This window comes from Burkholderia sp. Bp9090, from assembly GCF_003857985.1.
Lineage (GTDB): Bacteria > Pseudomonadota > Gammaproteobacteria > Burkholderiales > Burkholderiaceae > Burkholderia.
In genome coordinates, this window is record NZ_QTPV01000001.1 from 96,138 (window position 1) to 112,959 (window position 16,822).

The 16,822-nt window shown below is 64.3% G+C and carries 12 protein-coding genes; 7 read left to right on the forward strand and 5 right to left on the reverse strand.

Translation table 11 applies throughout. From position 1 onward, the window contains the following. Positions 1–118 precede the first annotated feature (118 nt). From DIE16_RS00430 to DIE16_RS00450, 5 genes are all read left to right on the forward strand, one after another. On the forward strand, positions 119–364 hold the full coding sequence (locus DIE16_RS00430; protein ID WP_059666713.1) for an acyl carrier protein: 246 nt from the start codon (positions 119–121) through the stop codon (positions 362–364). Between the two features lie 55 nt (positions 365–419). Beyond that, positions 420–2,363 carry an HAD family hydrolase gene (locus tag DIE16_RS00435; protein ID WP_124891587.1) on the forward strand — a complete coding sequence of 648 codons (1,944 nt, stop codon included), beginning with the start codon at positions 420–422 and terminating at the stop codon, positions 2,361–2,363. Between the two features lie 237 nt (positions 2,364–2,600). Then, positions 2,601–3,521 carry an SGNH/GDSL hydrolase family protein gene (locus tag DIE16_RS00440; RefSeq protein ID WP_185735438.1) on the forward strand — a complete coding sequence of 307 codons (921 nt, stop codon included), beginning with the start codon at positions 2,601–2,603 and terminating at the stop codon, positions 3,519–3,521. 52 nt (positions 3,522–3,573) lie between these two features. Beyond that, positions 3,574–5,004, forward strand: coding sequence for an MBOAT family O-acyltransferase (locus DIE16_RS00445; RefSeq protein ID WP_124891588.1), 1,431 nt, complete (start codon positions 3,574–3,576; stop codon positions 5,002–5,004). A 111-nt stretch (positions 5,005–5,115) separates the two neighbouring features. Continuing rightward, positions 5,116–6,285: an acyltransferase gene (locus tag DIE16_RS00450; RefSeq protein ID WP_124891589.1), complete on the forward strand. Its 1,170-nt coding sequence runs from the start codon at positions 5,116–5,118 to the stop codon at positions 6,283–6,285. A gap of 61 nt (positions 6,286–6,346) precedes the next feature. Here DIE16_RS00450 and DIE16_RS00455 read toward each other — a convergent pair whose 3' ends face one another. From DIE16_RS00455 to DIE16_RS00465, 3 genes are all read right to left on the reverse strand, one after another. Further along, the gene (locus DIE16_RS00455) at positions 6,347–7,426 is read right to left on the reverse strand and encodes a glycosyltransferase family 1 protein (protein ID WP_124891590.1); all 1,080 of its coding nucleotides are present in this window, start codon (positions 7,424–7,426) and stop codon (positions 6,347–6,349) included. Positions 7,427–7,453: 27 nt separating this feature from the next. Then, positions 7,454–8,602, reverse strand: a complete 1,149-nt coding sequence (locus tag DIE16_RS00460) for a glycosyltransferase (protein ID WP_124891591.1) — start codon at positions 8,600–8,602, stop codon at positions 7,454–7,456. 439 nt (positions 8,603–9,041) lie between these two features. Next, positions 9,042–10,091, reverse strand: a complete 1,050-nt coding sequence (locus tag DIE16_RS00465; protein WP_124570052.1) for a glycosyltransferase family 2 protein — start codon at positions 10,089–10,091, stop codon at positions 9,042–9,044. Positions 10,092–10,525: 434 nt separating this feature from the next. Here DIE16_RS00465 and DIE16_RS00470 point away from each other — a divergent pair, with 434 nt between their 5' ends. Continuing rightward, on the forward strand, positions 10,526–11,815 hold the full coding sequence (locus tag DIE16_RS00470; RefSeq protein WP_124891641.1) for a right-handed parallel beta-helix repeat-containing protein: 1,290 nt from the start codon (positions 10,526–10,528) through the stop codon (positions 11,813–11,815). Between the two features lie 114 nt (positions 11,816–11,929). On the opposite strand, the gene DIE16_RS00475 is transcribed toward DIE16_RS00470, so the two are convergent. Then, positions 11,930–13,504, reverse strand: a complete 1,575-nt coding sequence (locus DIE16_RS00475; RefSeq protein WP_124891592.1) for a mannose-1-phosphate guanylyltransferase/mannose-6-phosphate isomerase — start codon at positions 13,502–13,504, stop codon at positions 11,930–11,932. After that, on the reverse strand, positions 13,501–14,085 hold the full coding sequence (locus tag DIE16_RS00480) for a drug:proton antiporter (protein ID WP_124485079.1): 585 nt from the start codon (positions 14,083–14,085) through the stop codon (positions 13,501–13,503). The genes DIE16_RS00475 and DIE16_RS00480 overlap by 4 nt, the downstream gene beginning before the upstream one ends. A gap of 1,297 nt (positions 14,086–15,382) precedes the next feature. Between DIE16_RS00480 and DIE16_RS00485 the strand changes: the two genes are divergently transcribed. After that, positions 15,383–16,774 carry a sigma-54 dependent transcriptional regulator gene (locus DIE16_RS00485; protein WP_185500279.1) on the forward strand — a complete coding sequence of 464 codons (1,392 nt, stop codon included), beginning with the start codon at positions 15,383–15,385 and terminating at the stop codon, positions 16,772–16,774. Positions 16,775–16,822 lie beyond the last annotated feature (48 nt).

The window sequence follows — 16,822 nt, forward strand, 5'->3', positions numbered from 1 at the left end:
TCGTGCCGCTGCGGACCACGGACCGCTGACCGATGCAATGCGATGACCTGCACGCGAACAACCTCGACCGAGCACATCGCATCGTTCATTTTTCCCTACGTCAAAGGATGCCTTCGCCGTGAGCCAATCTGCCGTCTATGCCAAGTTGACCGATGTATTGCGGGACGTATTCGACGACGACGAGCTGGTGGCAACGCCTCAACTGACCGCCGCTGACGTCGACGGCTGGGACAGCCTGTCGCACATCCGCCTGGTTCTGAGCGTCGAGCGCGCTTTCGGAATCAAGCTTGCCGCAGCCGATATTTCCGGCCTCAAGAACGTCGGTGAATTTGCAGATCTGATCAGCAAGCGCCACGCCGCATGATGCAGGTCGGCCCGCATGTCCCGTCCAGAACCCGCTTTGCCGAGAGCGCCCTTCGATGAAAGATGATTTGTACACTGCGCTGGCCTGGTTGCCGCGCCCGCCTGACGATTTCTCCGCGCGATGCCGCACGCTCGTCGAATCGATCGACGATGAACCGGGTGCCGGATTGGGCCGCCGCTTACGCCAACTGGCCAACTGCGCGCTCGGCGAAAATCAGTTGATCAAGCTGGCGCGCGCGATCGTTGCCTTGCAGGGCGCGGGGCGCACGCTCGCGCCGCTCACGCCGTTCCGGCTCGGGCTGGTCGGCAACGGCACGCTCGATCATCTCGTGTTGCCGCTCGTCGCCAGCGCCGCGCGTCATGGCGTGGCGCTGGAGATCGTGTCGGGGCACTACGGGCAGGTCATGCAGGAAGCCCTTGCGCCGGATTCGACGATCAATCGCGCGCAAGTCGATGCCGTGCTGGTGGCCCTGGACTACCGTGGGCTGCCGCTCAACGCGCAACCGGGCGACGAGGAAGCGGCGCAGCACAGCGTGGCCGCGGCACTGGATCAGATCGATGCACTGCGCGCCGGCTTCAGGCAGCACGGCAATGCGCCGTCGATCGTCCAGACGCTCGCGCCGCCGTCCGACACACTGTTCGGCAATCGAGATGCGCTGATTGCCGGCACGCCGCTCAATCTCGTCGAACGTTTCAATCGAGCGCTCGCGCAGCGTGTGGCGGAATCGAACGACATCCTGTTCGACGTTGCGCATGTCGCGGGGACGGTCGGACTGGCGAACTGGCATTCGCCCGCTCAATGGAATCTAGCCAAGTATCCGTTTGCCGGCGACTACGTGCCGCTCTATGCGGATCACGTGGGCCGGCTGCTGGGCGCGGCGCGCGGCAAGAGCCGGCGTGTGCTGGTACTCGATCTCGACAACACCCTTTGGGGCGGGGTGATCGGCGACGACTTGCTCGAAGGCATCAAGGTGGCGCAGGGCGATGCGGTCGGTGAAGCCCATCTCGCTGTACAGCAGCTCGCGCTTTCGCTGAGGGCGCGCGGCATCGTGCTCGCGGTGTCGTCGAAGAACAACGACGATACGGCGCGTCTGCCGTTTCAAAAGCACCCTGAAATGCTGTTGCGTGAGCAACACTTTGCGGTGTTCCAGGCCAACTGGAACGACAAGGCTACCAATATTCGCGCGATTGCCGACGAGCTGTCGCTCGGTATCGATTCGATGGTGTTCCTCGACGACAATCCGGTCGAGCGGAATCTGGTCCGTACGACGTTGCCCGAAGTCGCCGTTCCCGAGTTGCCCGATGATCCTTCGCTGTACGCGCGGACCCTTGCCGCCGCGGGCTATTTCGAGTCCCTCGCGTTCTTGCCGGAAGATCAGAAGCGCGCCGACATGTACCAGGACAATGCGCGCCGCGTGGCGCTGCGCAGTCAGGCCGGCGACATGGATGCGTACCTGCGTTCGCTCGACATGAAGATCGATTTCGCACCGTTCGACGATACCGGACGGGCACGCATTGTTCAGCTGATCAACAAGTCGAACCAGTTCAATTTGACGACGCGCCGCTATACCGACGCGGAGATCCACGCGCTCGAAGGTGACGGGCGGGTTTTCACGCTGCAGGTTCGCCTGACGGATACGTTCGGCGACAACGGCATGATCTCGGTCGTGATTTGCCGGCCCGACGAACGTGCGCCGAGTACCTGGCAGATCGATTCGTGGCTGATGAGCTGCCGCGTGCTGGGGCGCCAGGTCGAGCAGATGGTGTTGCGCGAAGTGCTGCAGCATGCGCGCCAGCGCGATGTCACGCGCGTGATCGGGCGTTATATCCCGACCGACCGCAATGCGCTGGTCAAGGATCATTATGCGAAGCTCGGTTTCGAAGCCGTGAGCGAAGAGCCGGACGGCACGACGGTCTGGGAAATGGCCAGCGACCGCGAGATCGCGCCGGGTCATTTCGCCGTGACGCGGGCGGGTTTCGATACGATTGCTGCCGCCTGAATCATGAAAAACACCGTATCACTCACGTCGTTGCGCGAGACGGATGACGTTGCGGCTTCTCGCAAGCTGCCGCGCCGTGACTATGTATTGCTGCCGTTGATCGTCGTGGCGACGGTGGTCTGCCTTTTCGTTGCCGCCGAATTCGCGACGAGGGCGATCTGGAGCGCGGGTACGCGCGGGGGCGAATGCCATGTGGCCGATGCCAGGGAGGGCATGCGCAACGTCCCGAACTGCACGATGACGGTCAAGACTCCGGAAACGCCGTGGATCACTTACCACTACAACGCTTGCGGTTTCCGCTCGACCGAGGGTTGCGGACCGAAGCCGGCCGGTACGCGACGCGTTGCGTTGCTCGGCACGTCGTTTGCCGAAGGCACGAGCCTCCCGTACGACCAATCGTTCGCGGCGCTGGCGGAACATGACCTGAGCAGGATGTGTGGCGCACCGGTGGAGGTCCAGAATCTCGGTGTCTACGAACTGCCGTTCCGCAAGGTGCTGAACCGGATCGGGCCGGCGCTGGCCTTGCAGCCGGATGCAGCGGTACTCACGGTTGCGCCGTTCGATCTGGAAAAGATCAATCTGCCGGACGTCGCGGATGCGCCCGCGGCTACCGTCGCGCCGGAACCGCGCAGCGACCTGATGGCGCGTGCCAAGGGCTGGCTGAGCGGCAGCCGTGCCGTCGCCGTCGCACAGCACTACATGTTCGAAAATCCGGACATTCAGGTGCCGATGTATCTGAAATACGGCGACAAGGCCGATTTCCTTCGGCCGCCATTTTCGACCGCCTGGCGCGAGCGGCTCGAGACGTTCGACAAAGTGGCCGCAACGGTCGCGGACAGGTTTCGCGCGACGGGCGTGCCGGTGGCGCTGATGCTGATTCCGCAACGGACGCAGGCCGGGCTCCTGGCCGCGAAATCGCTGCCGACGGGCATCGATCCATTGGCGCTCGATCACGCGATGGCCGAAATCGCCGCGAAGCACGGCATGCGCTACATCGATCTGGCCTCGAGCCTGAAGCAGTCGGCGAACCCGGCCGATTACTACTATCCGGTCGACAACCATCTGAACGCCGCCGGCGCGCGCGTTGTCGCGCGAAGCATGGTGACGGCGCTTACCGCCGGCGGGGCACCCGCGTTGTCGGCATGCGGGTCACATTGAACCTGGCGGCGCATGCCGCCGCCATCGTTTCGAACCGTTTCCAGGCCGCCCGATGAATATTCCATCCTTCCAGTTCTTCGCCTTTGCAGCCGTCGCCGCGCTGATCTTCAACCTGTCTCGCTCGCTGACCTGGCAAAACGCGGTATTTCTCGTCGTCAATCTGCTGTTCCTGGCGACGTTTTCCCGCGATCCGGTCGCGTGGATTCCGTTCGCCGCATTCCTGCTCGTCGGATATCTGAGCGTCCGGGGCATGCAAACGAAGCAGTGGCTGGCTGCGTTCGCGCCGATCGTTGCGATCGTGATCGCGCTGTTCTTCTGGCTCAAACGCTATACGTTCGTGCCGTCCGCGTTGCTGCTGTCGCACCCTTATGCGACGATCGGCGTGTCCTACATCTTTTTCCGGATGCTCCATCTCATCATCGACGCTCGCAGTCCGGGCCTGTCGGTTCGCGTGACGCCGGTGGTGTATCTGAATTACGTGCTCAATTTCACGTCGCTCGTGTCGGGGCCGATTCAACGCTTTCAGGATTACAGCGTGACGCAGACGAGCGAGCGGCCGGGACCGGATGCAATCGACTACGGCGTCGCGCTCGAGCGCATCATCGTGGGATTCTTCAAGGTGGCGATCGTGTCGGCGGCACTGTCGCACCTCCATCATCAGGCGCTTGCGCAACTGTCGCCGATGCAACCGCTCGGCGAGCGCATGCTGACCGGGCTGGCGATCGCCGCGATCTACCCGGTCTATCTGTATTTCAACTTCTCCGGCTACACGGACACGGTCGTCGGTGTCGCGCGCTACTTCGGGATCTCACTGCCGGAGAATTTCGACCGGCCGTTCTCGTCGACCAACTTCATCGGATTCTGGAGTCGCTGGCACATCACGCTTTCCGGCTGGCTCAAGACCTACGTATACAACCCGCTGCTGATGACACTCATGCGTCGCTTTCCGTCGCGCTCACTGGAGCCGTATCTGGGTGTCGTCGCGTTCTTCGTGACGTTCTTCCTGGTCGGCGCCTGGCACGGCCAGACGTCGATGTTTCTGTTCTTCGGTGTCCTGCAGGGCGGGGGCGTCAGCGTCAACAAGCTGTATCAGATCCGCATGACCAAATGGCTTGGCAAGAAACGGTACGTCGCGCTGTGCAACACGCCGCTCTACGCCCATTGCGCGCGCGGGCTGACGTTCACGTTTTTCGCATTCAGCCTGTTGTGGTTCTGGTCGACCTGGAGCGAAATCCAGACCATCGCGACGACGCTCGGCCCGGCGCTCGTCGCGTTCGTATGGCTGCTGGTATTCGTGGGCGCGACGGTGACGCTTGCCGTGCTCAACGCGGTATACGAGCGTGTGACGCAAGGCGGCATGGCCGGACTGTTCCTGTCGCGTTACGCCCGTACCTCGTGGTGCACGGTATTGGCGGTCGTGACCGTGCTGGTGCTGGTCATTTCCGATTCGCCCGCGCCGGACATCGTCTACAAGACTTTCTGACCCGCGGCGGCGGCACGGCGATCGTAGGGTGCTGGGTCACCGGAAACCTGAAGTGTTCGCCGACGCGCGCCGAACCTGCAAGATCGATATTTCCCGGAGCCACTCACTTTCATGGCCAGTCACAAGCAGAAGTTCGAAATCCTGGACGGCTTGCGAGGCATCGCTGCGATAAGCGTGATGTTCATGCATTTCCTGCAGGAACTATCGAGCACGATCCTGCAGGGTGCCTATCTTTCCGTCGACATGTTTTTCATGCTGAGCGGCTTCATTCTTTCGTATTCCTATGGTGAAAGATTACGCCAGGACGCATGGCGTGGCGAGTATCTGAAGCGCAGGTTAATACGCCTGTACCCGATGATTTTCATCGGGTTCGCGATCGGCTTCGCGAGCCTGATCGTCATGCAGGCCAATTCGTCCGCCCGGTTCTCATTGGGCAACCTGGCGGCCGCCACCGGCCAGAATTTTTTTCTCGTTCCATACCTCGGTCGCTTTTCGGTGTCGGGTTTCGTCGGCGCGGCGAATCACAGCTTGCCGTCCGTCAATGATCCTGGCGTATTCCCGCTGAATCCGCCTGCCTGGTCGCTGTTCTTCGAGTTGTTCGCGAGCGTCATCCTGATCGCGGCAATCAAGATGACCGCGCGGAATCTGTCGAGATGGGCCTACGCCTGTCTCGTCGCATTCCTCGTATATGGGTTCCTTGCCAGTCTCGATAACGCCAAGCTGGCGATCATGATGAACCAGGGCTGGGCGGCGGATAACTTCATCGGCGGCTTCTTCAGGGTGGGCTACGGGTTCTTGTTGGGCATCGCGATTGGAAAGATGTACGAATCGGATCTTCCGGCGAAGCCGCATTGGTTCGTCGCCAGGCTCATAAAGAACGACTACATGCTGTTTGTCGTTTTCCTGCTGGTCGTCGCGTTTCCGTCGTCGATCAAGGGGATGTATTCAGTGGCTATCCTGCTGTTCGTCGCACCTGCGCTGGTTTACCGGGGGGCCATGCTCGCGCCGAGCGGCAAGACGATTGCAAGGCTCAGCGCGTTCCTCGGCTGGATCTCGTATCCGCTTTATTGCGTGCACTATCCGATCGGAAGGCTGGTGTTCGCGTATGCGCCACAGGCCGACATCCACGTTGTCCGAACCGCGATGATCGCCGCGTCTCTTTCGATCGTGTCCGCCGCCATCCTGGCGAAATTTGTTGAAGAACCGATCAGGTCGTATCTGGGCACGCGCATGTTCGGAAATCATCGGGCCGCCACCGGCAACCCGGTCAACGTCGGGTAAACGGAGCAGTTCGCGCAGCACGCCGGCGTCGTTGTGGCGCCCCGGCGTGCGGGAGTCGCTTTTACAGCCCCTCGAAGATCTCCGTCATCATCTCGGCGCTTCGGCTCCAGCGATATTTCTCCGCGTGCAGGCTTCCCTTGCGTTTGAGCTCGGCCCTGAGCTCGGCGGAATCGAGCAGGCTCCGCAATTTCTGCGCGATGTCGTCCTGCGAATACGGATCGCAGTACAGCGCCGCATCGGCACAGACTTCCGGCAGTGCGGCCGATTTGCCGACAACCGCCGGACAGCCGTAGCGCATCGCCTCGAGAGGCGGTATGCCGAAGCCTTCGTAGATCGACGGATAAAGGAAGCACGCTGCGTTCTGATACAGCGCCTTCAATTGCTCGTCGCTGATGTAGCCCACGTACTTGATGTTCGGCTCGGATGCCGAGAGATGATCCTGCTTGCCGAACACGGTGGCGTTCTGCATGCCGACGATGACGAGATCGACCGACGGATCGTCGATCTGCCGGAATGCCGCGATCAGCCGCCCGAAGTTCTTGGTCGGATTCATGCTGCTGACCGCGAGCACGAAGCGGCCGGGCGTCAGCGCATGCTTGGCGAGCACGCTCGCGTCCGCTTCCAGGGCATCGAGATGATCCGCACCGAGCGGCACGACGCTGATCTTCTCCGCGGAGACGCCGCAGTGATGCGCGAGGCGATCCCGCGAGAAATAGGAGTTGGTCAGCACGCAAACGGATGTTCGCGCCAGGATCCAGAACATGATCCGGTACCACACGCGAAATGGCCGGGAGAAATGCGCGGGCGTGTCGAACACCGCCGCATCGTGCATGTAGATGATCTGCTTGCCGATGAAAATGGATGCCGAATTGCTGAGATTGACGATGCGGCCGCGGCGAGCGAACAGCGGGAGCACCAGCTGCTCCCAGACCACGCCCTTGTAAAAACCGACCTTGACCGTCCTCGCACCGCTTACCTCGACGCCGGGCTGCGGAGGCACCAGCACGGTCACCGGATCCTGAGGCTGAAACTTGATCAGTGCGGCGATCAGCTCGCGCGCGACGCGCTGCACGCCGGTCGTCTTCTGCGTGGTGAATCGGCCGTTGTATACGAGTTGCTTCGGTTTCTTGAAAGCGATCATGTCGATAAGGGGATGTCGAAATCGGAGTCAGGCTTTGACGTGATCGGGAACAACCGGCTTGAAGTCGTGCGTGTCGACTCGCGCCCCGTCGGTGTCGAGTCCGTAAAGGGCGTGCCACTGACGGAAGATCGCGTTCATCGAAAATCGCTGAATCGCCCGTTGCCGGGCAACTGCACCCATTTCCTCGCGAAGCTGCCGGTCGTCGCGCAGCAGGGTCAGATATGCGGCCATCTCGTCGGCGTTCGACGCGACATAGCCGGTCACGCCGTGAATCACCACGTCGCGATTGCCCACGACATCCGTCACCACGGCCGGTATGCCGGCGACCTGCGCTTCGATCAACGCGACCGGCATGCCTTCCCATCGGGAGGTCTGGACGTAGATATCCAGTTCCGACGTCAGCGCGAGCGCGCGTGCGCGGGTGACCCAGCCGCTGCAGACGACTGCCCGGCGCTGGCCGGGGTCCGGAATCTCGGCGGCATCGCCGCCGATCCAGAGAAACTCGACGTCCACGCCGTGCAGCGTGTCGGCAAGGCGCACGAATGCTTCATGATTTTTCTGGAACGACGCCCGGCCGCTCATCCCGATGACGACTTTGCGATCGTCGCGCGTTCGACGCGGTGGGATCTCAGCCGCATTGACGCCGTTTTCCACCAGGACTGCCGACTTCGCCCGGACCTTTCCCCGGATCTCGGCGAGTTCGCTGCCGGAGCACGCGACGATGGTTCCGCCGATGTGCGCCGCGATGCGCTCGAAGCTCAGGTAGGCATACTGCTTCATGCGCGACACGTCGCGGCGCAGGAACGAGAGTCCGTGCGGCGAGTAGAGGACCTTCGCATTCGGGGCGGCGATCCGGGCGGCGATTCGCCCCAGCACGCCGGCCTTCGACGAGTGCAGATGAATCGCGGTCGGCTTGCAGTCGCGCAGGTTCCGGACCAGCGCACGCAAGCTCCGCAGATCCTGTTTGACGCTCACCTCGCGCGCCATGTCGACGTACACGAGCTTCACGTCAGGCAGGAACAGCGTTGAAAAATCGGTCGGGGTTTCCGGTCGGATCGAATGCAGAACCGTCACGTCGACGCCGGTCGCCGCGGCATGGTTGGCGAGATGGGTCAGCATCGAAAGCACGCCGCCACCAAACGCTTCGGCGATATGAACGATCTTTTCTTGGGTCATCTTTCGGTCTAGCGATCCGATCGCACATTCATCGCCCGTTGTGACGATGAGCCGCCCGCGAATCGTGTTGTCTCGGTGTCGAGTTCGTTAAACTATGCATTCCTGATTGATAAATGCATGGCTGCCGTGGCCATTGGATCCTGCTGTCGCAGTCGCTTGTTCGAGCTGACGAGGCAGCCGGATGGTTTCCGCCGATGGAATATCGGGTCGACGTTGCCGGAGCGTGCCGAACACGACGCAGCGTGACGAATCAATGCCGCGTTCTACGTGTCGGCTCGATTCCTCCGAACATCGGATACCGGCGTTCGACTACGACGACTGGAGACGAGACAACGACGAAATCCGGTCAGTGCGCGTGAATCCACTGGTCCGGATCATTGTGCAGCGCATGCGCGACCCGCTGGGTGCGATGGCTTACCGAAGGCGCGACTCGGCGACGCTATCGAGCGTCGGCGTGATGGCCGGACGACTTCCGCACGCGCGCGAGCGGATTGGAGATATAGCGAATCGCACGGTTGCTGAGCGTTGCCGACGGCAGCAAGCATGCGAGTGACAGCCCGGCCACGGCCGTTTTCTTGGCGGGCCCCCAGAACGGGTTGCGCAGCACGGTTTGCCAGTAGCGCCCGGATTCGCACAGGAACCAGCGCCAGCGCCGCACGAGTGGGGCGTGATAGAGCGTGCTTGCGAAGCGGGCCTTCTCGATCGCGAAGTCGAGCGGCGCGATCGGCAATGCTTCGTGCAGCCGTGTGCCGGCAAGCATGCGCAGCGTCGCCCATCGGCGTTCGGCTTTCAGCGCGCCTGTCGCGGCGTCTTCCGAATTGGTGAGGGCGAGGGCCGGCGTGTCGGCGGACGGGCGCGTCCCCGGCTGCTGATGGACGCGATAGCCGCCGAGCGTTGCATCGATCATGTGTACGGCGCCGAGCAACGCGATACCGTAGATCGCATAGAAATCCGCGCCATGCAGGTTGTCCGGGGTGACGGGTACCGGAAAGATGCGCTTGAGTGCATCGACCCGATACGCGTTGCCCGATGCGGGCGGCGACGGGTACAGCCAGCCCGCGCGCAACAGGCGGCCGCAATCGGTGTCGACGGCCGACTGCGGCACGCTCGCCCCGGTCATTGCACCGTCCTGCGCGATCACGTCGAGCCGGAAATGCACCTTCACGAAGTCGCCGGACGCGAACGCGGCGAGCACGCGGGCCGCGGCGTCGGCATAGAGCAGGTCGTCAGCGTCGAGCAGGATCACGTAGCGCGTCGTGACGTGTTCGAGCGCGCGGTTGTATGCGGCGACCTGACCGCGATTCTCCTGGAACACCGCCGTCACGCGCTCGCCGTACGAGCGAATGATGTCGCGCGAATCGTCGGTCGAACCGTCGTCGACGACCAGCACGCGTACACCGTGCGCGCCCTGCGCGAGCGCCGAATCGATCGCGTCGCGCAGGTATGCGCCGTGGTTGTAGTTGCAGATTGCGATGGTCAGGTCGGTCATGAACGGATTCTGGACGAGCGAAGTGCGGACGATCCGGGGGCCCGGCGGGCAGGGTTCGGTGCCCCGGCGCACGGCACGCCGAGACCGCGACGCGGGATCGGGTGCGACCGGTGCTGTCGGGCGATCCCGGCGCACGGTCGCGTCGCATGGTGGCCATGATACGTGTCGCAGACCGGCACTCGGTTCGCGAGCCTACCGTTCCGCGATTCGCTTCATTGGAAGCGCGATGAATCGTCAACGGCATGTCGGATCCGCCGCGCAGACGGGATGTATTGGTCTGTTGACGCACTGAAACGCGGCGGGTTCGAATGATCCAATCGAACGTAGTACACCGCCTGTTTTGGCGGTATCGCGGGCCGACAACTCGGCCGGCATGCAGCGATTCGGGCGCGCCGGCGGACGCGCGCGAAGTCATTCCAGGGAGTCGACTCGACATGCATAGATCACACGGCCCGATTCTTGCGCGTGCGGCGCTTGCCGCGATGTGCGTGGCAGGCGGGCTGGCTTGGCCGGGCAGTGCCGCGGCGGTATCCGGCACGCCTGCGCCTGGTGCGTTTCATTCGGCTGTACCGGATGCGTACGTTCGTCCCGCTGCGGACGCGGCCGATCAGGCCGACATGCTGCAACATGCGCTGGACGCGTTGCAGCCTGGCCAGCGACTGGTGTTCGCGCCGGGGCGGTATGTGGTCGGCCGGTCGCTGGTCGTGCGGCAGCGGAATGTGGTGTTGTCGGGCTACGGCGCGACGCTGATCGCGACAACCCCCGGCGACCAGACGGTCGAGATGCGCGGCGAGGGTACGACGCTCGTCGGTTTTCGGCTCACCGGAACCGGCACGACACGCCTCACGACGCCGGAGTCTTCGAAGGTCGAGGTGACGGGGCGCGGCGTGCAGGTGCTCGACAACGTCATCGACGGTGGCGCGGGCGGCGGGATCTTCGTGTTCGGCGGCGCTGACGTCGCGATCGTCGGCAACGAGGTGCTGTCGACGCTGGCCGACGGCATTCACATGACGCACGGCTCGCACAACGTGCTCGTGCAGGGCAACGTCGTGCGCGGGACCGGCGACGACATGATCGCCGTCGTGAGTTACCAGGCGGAAGGCGTGCTGACGCGCAACGTGCTGATTACCGGCAACTCGCTGGAGGGCAACCCGTGGGGCCGGGGCATCACGGTGGTCGGCGGTGCGAACGTCACCATCTCGAACAATATCGTGCGCAACGTACAGGTGAGCTCGGGTATTCTCGTCGCGCAGGAAGACAGCAATCGAACTGCCGGCTCGTCCGACATCCGCATCGAGGGCAACTCGATCGCGGATATCCAGACAGCGACGGGCCGGGCCGATCCTCGTCCGGTCACGCAGCAGGCGGCGATCGAGGTCAGCACGTGGTCGGGTTCGGTGTCGCGCGTGACCGTGATCGGCAACCGCGTGTCGCATGCGCGATTCGACGGCATTCGCCTGTGGGGAAACGTGTCGGGTGTGCGGCTCGCGGACAATCAACTGTCGGGGATCGGCGGAATGCCGGTCCGGGTCGACCCCGCGCACGATTGCGCGACCGGCCGACCGGCGGGGGCGTCGGGAGGGCAGGCGAGGGGCGCGCCGTGTGCGGCCGCGCGTCAGCCGTTGTCGGCTGCAGGTGACGCGATCGGCGCGGATTCGTCGTTGTTGCCGCGCGTGCGCGAATCGGTCAGGCAAGCGCGCTGGTCGCAAGGCGGCATCGACTGATCGTGCGTCGGGTGGGCCGCGGTTCGGCGACGCCATGCGGCGAATAGGCGGCCACCCCTTGTTCGCGCGGCGGCGCGCATCGCCATCGCGCACGCCGCCTCGATCCGCATGCGCTTACCGGATGACGTTGCGTTCCGAGGCTTCCTCGTCCGGTTCGCGCGAGGCGATCGACGGGCGCTGCCGCACGCTCTCGACGACGGGCCTTCCATACTGATCATCAAACCGCACGATATCGTCTTCGCCGAGATAATCACCCGACTGCACCTCGATGATCTCGAGCGGAATCCGGCCGGGATTCTCGAGGCGGTGGACCTCGCCGACAGCGATATAGGTCGATTCGTTTTGGCTGAGCAGGAAGGTCTCGTTGCCGCGCGTAACCTTCGCGGTGCCGCGCACGACGATCCAGTGCTCGGCGCGGTGATAGTGCATCTGCAGCGACAGCCGCTTGCCGGGTTCGACGACGATCCGCTTCACCTGGAACCGCTCGCCGAGATCGATCGAATCGTAGTGACCCCACGGCCGCTGCACCTTGCGATGTTCGCTCGCCTGCGGGCGCTGCTCGGTCTTCAGGCGCGCGACGATGTTCTTCACGCGCTGCACGTCGTGCTTGTTCGCGACCAGCACCGCATCGGGCGTCTCGATCACGACGACGTCCTTCATCCCGACGCACGCGATCAACCGGCCCTCCGAGCGCACGAGACTGTCCTGCGTGTCCTCGAACACGATCGGGCCGCGCGCGACGTTGCCCTGATCGTCCTTCGGCATGATTTCCCAGATCGCATCCCAGGTGCCGACGTCCGACCAGCCTGCGGACAGCGGTACCACGATCCCTTCGATGCCGAGTTCGGGGTGCTCCGCGAGGCGTTCCATGACCGCGTAGTCGATCGAGTCGGACGGGCACGCGTCGAAGGCCGCCGCGTCGATCCGGAAGAACGGATGCTCGGCGGTGCCCGCGCGCCATGCCGCGTCGCAGGCCGCATGGATGTCGGGTGCGAGCGCGCGGATCGCCTTCAGCCAGGTCGATGCGCGCGTGACGAAAATCCCGCTGTTCCACCAGTAATCGCCCGAATGCAGGTAGCGCTCGGCGAGCGCCGCGTTCGGCTTCTCGACGAAGCGCCCGATCGCATAGCCGCCTTGTCCACCGAGGCGGCCGGCGCGCGGTTCGCCGACCTGGATGTAGCCGTAGCCGGTTTCCGCGCGGCGCGGCAGCACGCCGAGCGTGACGATCGCGCCTTCCTGTGCGTAGCGCGCCGCGCGGCCGACCGCTTCCTGGAATGCGGTGACGTCGCCGATCACGTGATCGGCCGGCATGACCGCGAGGATGGGATCGTCCGCGAGCACGCTGGCGTCGAGCGCCGCGAGCGTCAGCGCGGGCGCCGTATTGCGCGCGGCCGGTTCGAGCAGGATGCGGGCGGGGGCCGCGCGCCCGAGCACCTGCGCGGCGCTCATGATGCGATGCTGTTCGCCGCACACCAGCAGCAGCGTGTCGCCGAGCGCCGCGTTCGCGATGCCGTTCAGGCGGCGCGCGGTCGCCGACAGCGGCGATTCGTCCGAGGTCAGCTCGATCAGCTGTTTCGGATACTGCTCGCGCGACAGCGGCCAGAGGCGCGTGCCGGAACCACCGGCGAGTATGACGGGCAGGACGCAGGGCAGCTCGGGATCGGGAACCGGGCGAAGGTTGGCGTTCATCGATTGGCTCCGGTATCGGCGGGCAGCCGGTTGTGTACGCGGCCGTCGACGCGCGTGTCCTCGTTGCGCGATCGCGGCGCCGAGACGGTCCGGGACAGCAACTGACGCAGCGCGCCGGCGGCGCGGTCGGCGGGCCGGACGAGACCGACGAACGGCGCGCCCTGTTCGAGATAGGGACCGTATGCCTTGCGGAATCCGAAACGTTTGTAGAAGGACTGGCGTTGCGCGGGAACGTGCGTGCGCACCGCCACGTCGGGCCATGCGGCCTGCGCGGCCGTGAGCGCACGCTGCATGAGTTGCTCGAGGGTGCGGTCGTCGCGACATGCCTCGCTCGTCAGCACCTTGTCGATCACGACGTCCGGATCGGCGTCGTCGCCGGGCAGCACGCGCGCGTAGGCGACGACTTCCGTCGTGTCGCCCTTGTGCATGCACGCGAACACGTGCAGCGCATGCGCATCCTTGCCGTCGATGTCGAGATACGTATGCGCATCCTCGACCACCAGCACTGCGTTGCGCGAGCGCAGGATTGCATAGAGATCGACGGCGCTCAGATGTTCGAATTCACAACAATGCCATTCCATGATGCGGTCCTCGTGTGAAGCCTTCAGCATGCCGAGCCGCATGAACGCGTTTGTCCGGTGCGGCTCGCCGATGTCCATGATGCGGATGCGGGGCGCGCCGGTCTGTTCGAAAGCATACTCACACTCCCGTTATGCGCGTTTCGTGCGGGCGATGCCGGCAGCGCGAAACGGGCCGTGACGTGAGCGGGGCACTGTGCGGTATCACACAGTGGCCGCATGCCGGCTTTCCCATAATTGATTCGTCGCGATTGTCCGCTGCGAACAGCGCAGCGGGCAGTCTGCATCGAACGCGATTGAAGAATCGGGGGCTGTACTTGAGATTGCGATCGTTCACGGCGGGTCGGCCGCGCATCGCGACCGGCTGCTCGCAGGCCGGCATCTGCCGCATCGTCGATGTCGTCGCGATGCGCGCATCCTTCATCGGGACGCAATCGTTTCGACGCGCCGGCCAACACGCGCATACTTGCGACGGTGCGCTGCCCGATGCTTTCGCGCTGCATGCGGCCCTGCACCAGCACAGTGCCCGTCGCGCCGGCCTGTCGGCAGCGATCATGGGTGGCACGACACGCATGGACGCCATGCTGCATCGCGTCAGGAGACGGACGGCACGACCGGCTGCTTCGTTACGATGTTGTAACGAACACGCGCGGTTCGCCCGCGTTCGATGCGTGATGGCGGTGTCGCACGGGGCGCGCGATTATCCACGGATGCAAAACGCTTCCCGGATTATTTGCGCGATTCAAGCGAGAATCACGGGCAATGGAAGGCGCCGATCTTGCGGAAAAGTGGTATTTGGCACTGATAGACGGGAATGGTCGTGGATAATCAAATCTGAGGCGCTAAACGCGCGCCGCGCGCGCCGGGGCGGCAGCGTAATCGGCTGAATCGATTTTATCTTTTGGTAACAAGGCCATCTCGATACGGGGTGTAGATTCAGGAACGGATGAAATGAGGCCACCATTCCGAACGCGGGTTGGCGGCCATCCGGTTCAGCATCGGGCGCGGCTGTCGTGTACGACGCGACGCAAATGCGGACGGAAATCCCGTTTGCCGACGCGCTCCGCCTGACGGCGCGTCGTATGAAAGCCGGAACGCCGCGGCTCCCGCGGCCGCGCGTTCCCTTCGAGTTCGATGACAACGAGGCCGGATGACATTCGGCTCGACCTCCGGGGGCTCTCGCCGTGTGCAGTTTCGATCTTCGCCAAGGCTGCGGAAACGCGGCGCGGACAGGTGGCCATGCGCCGCCGGCCGCAGCGCACGCGAACGGTTCGCGGAGTGGAGAAAGTGATGGTTCGCTATGAATATGCCAATAACGCGCGATAAGAGCGCCGGCGGGGAGAGGATTACCGGGCAGCGTCCTCTGATTTACTGGACCCAGTCGCCGTCCGTCATGCTGCGCAAGGAACTCGCGCGACGCGACTGGAAAGTGACGCTCGTCGCGCACGCCAGCGAATTGCGCGATACCTCCGGCGAAATCACCTGCGGCATCCTCGACCTGAGCGGCGGTCACGCCGACGCGATCGGCAGCATCGCGTCGACCTGCGCGTCGATGCGCGACGTCGTGTGGGTCGCGCTCGTCGAGACCGGCCAGACCGCCTCGCCGAACGTGCGCGCGCTGTTGCGCGACTATTGCTTCGACTACATCACGTTGCCCGCGTCGCACCAACGCATTGCCGATACGGTCGGCCATGCGTACGGAATGGAATGCCTGTTCGCGCGCGATCGGGAACGCCTCGAATCGCAGGAGAACGGCATCGTCGGCACCTGCAGCGCGATGCTGCGGCTGTTCGATACGGTGCGGCGCTTCGCGCGCACCGACGCGCCCGTGTTCGTGTTCGGCGAGACGGGAACCGGCAAGGAACTGACGGCCGTCGCGATCCATCGTCATTCGGAACGGCGCAACGGCCCGTTCGTCGCGGTCAACTGCGGAGCGATCCCGCCCCACCTGCTGCAATCGGAACTGTTCGGTTATGAGCGCGGCGCGTTTACCGGCGCGAACGCGCGCAAGATCGGCTACGTCGAAGCCGCAAACGGCGGCACGCTGCTGCTCGACGAAATCGGCGACCTGCCGCACGAGAGCCAGGCGAGCCTGCTGCGCTTCCTGCAGGAGCGCGCGATCCATCGCCTCGGCGGCAGCGACCCGGTGCCGGTCGACGTGCGGATCGTCTCCGCGACGCACGTCGACCTGCGCGAAGCGATGGAAGAAGGGCGTTTCCGCGCGGACCTGTTCCACCGCCTTTGCGTGATGCGCATCGACCAGCCGCCGCTGCGCGCGCGCGGCAAGGACATCGAACTGCTCGCGCATCACATGCTCGAACGCTTTCGCGGCGACGCGCGCCATCGCGTGCGCGGCTTTTCGACGGATGCGATCACGGCGCTCTACAAGCATGACTGGCCGGGCAACGTGCGCGAACTGATCAACCGCGTGCGGCGCGCGGTCGTGATGACGGAAGGGCGCCTGATCACCGCGCAGGACCTCGAGCTCGAATACTGTCTCGACGCGGCGTCGCCGTCGGTGGCCGACATCCGCAAGTCGATCGAGCGCGAAGCGATCGAAACCGCGCTGCTGCGCACGCGCGGACGCGTCGCCGCATCCGCGCGCGAGCTCGGCGTGTCGCGTGCAACGCTCTATCGCTGGATGGAAGCGTACGGCATCGAGCGGCCGCGCAGCACGGGGTCGTCGGACTGACGCGCGCGGTGCGGCCGCGCGAGCGTGTGCGCGTGCGTGATCCCGGTC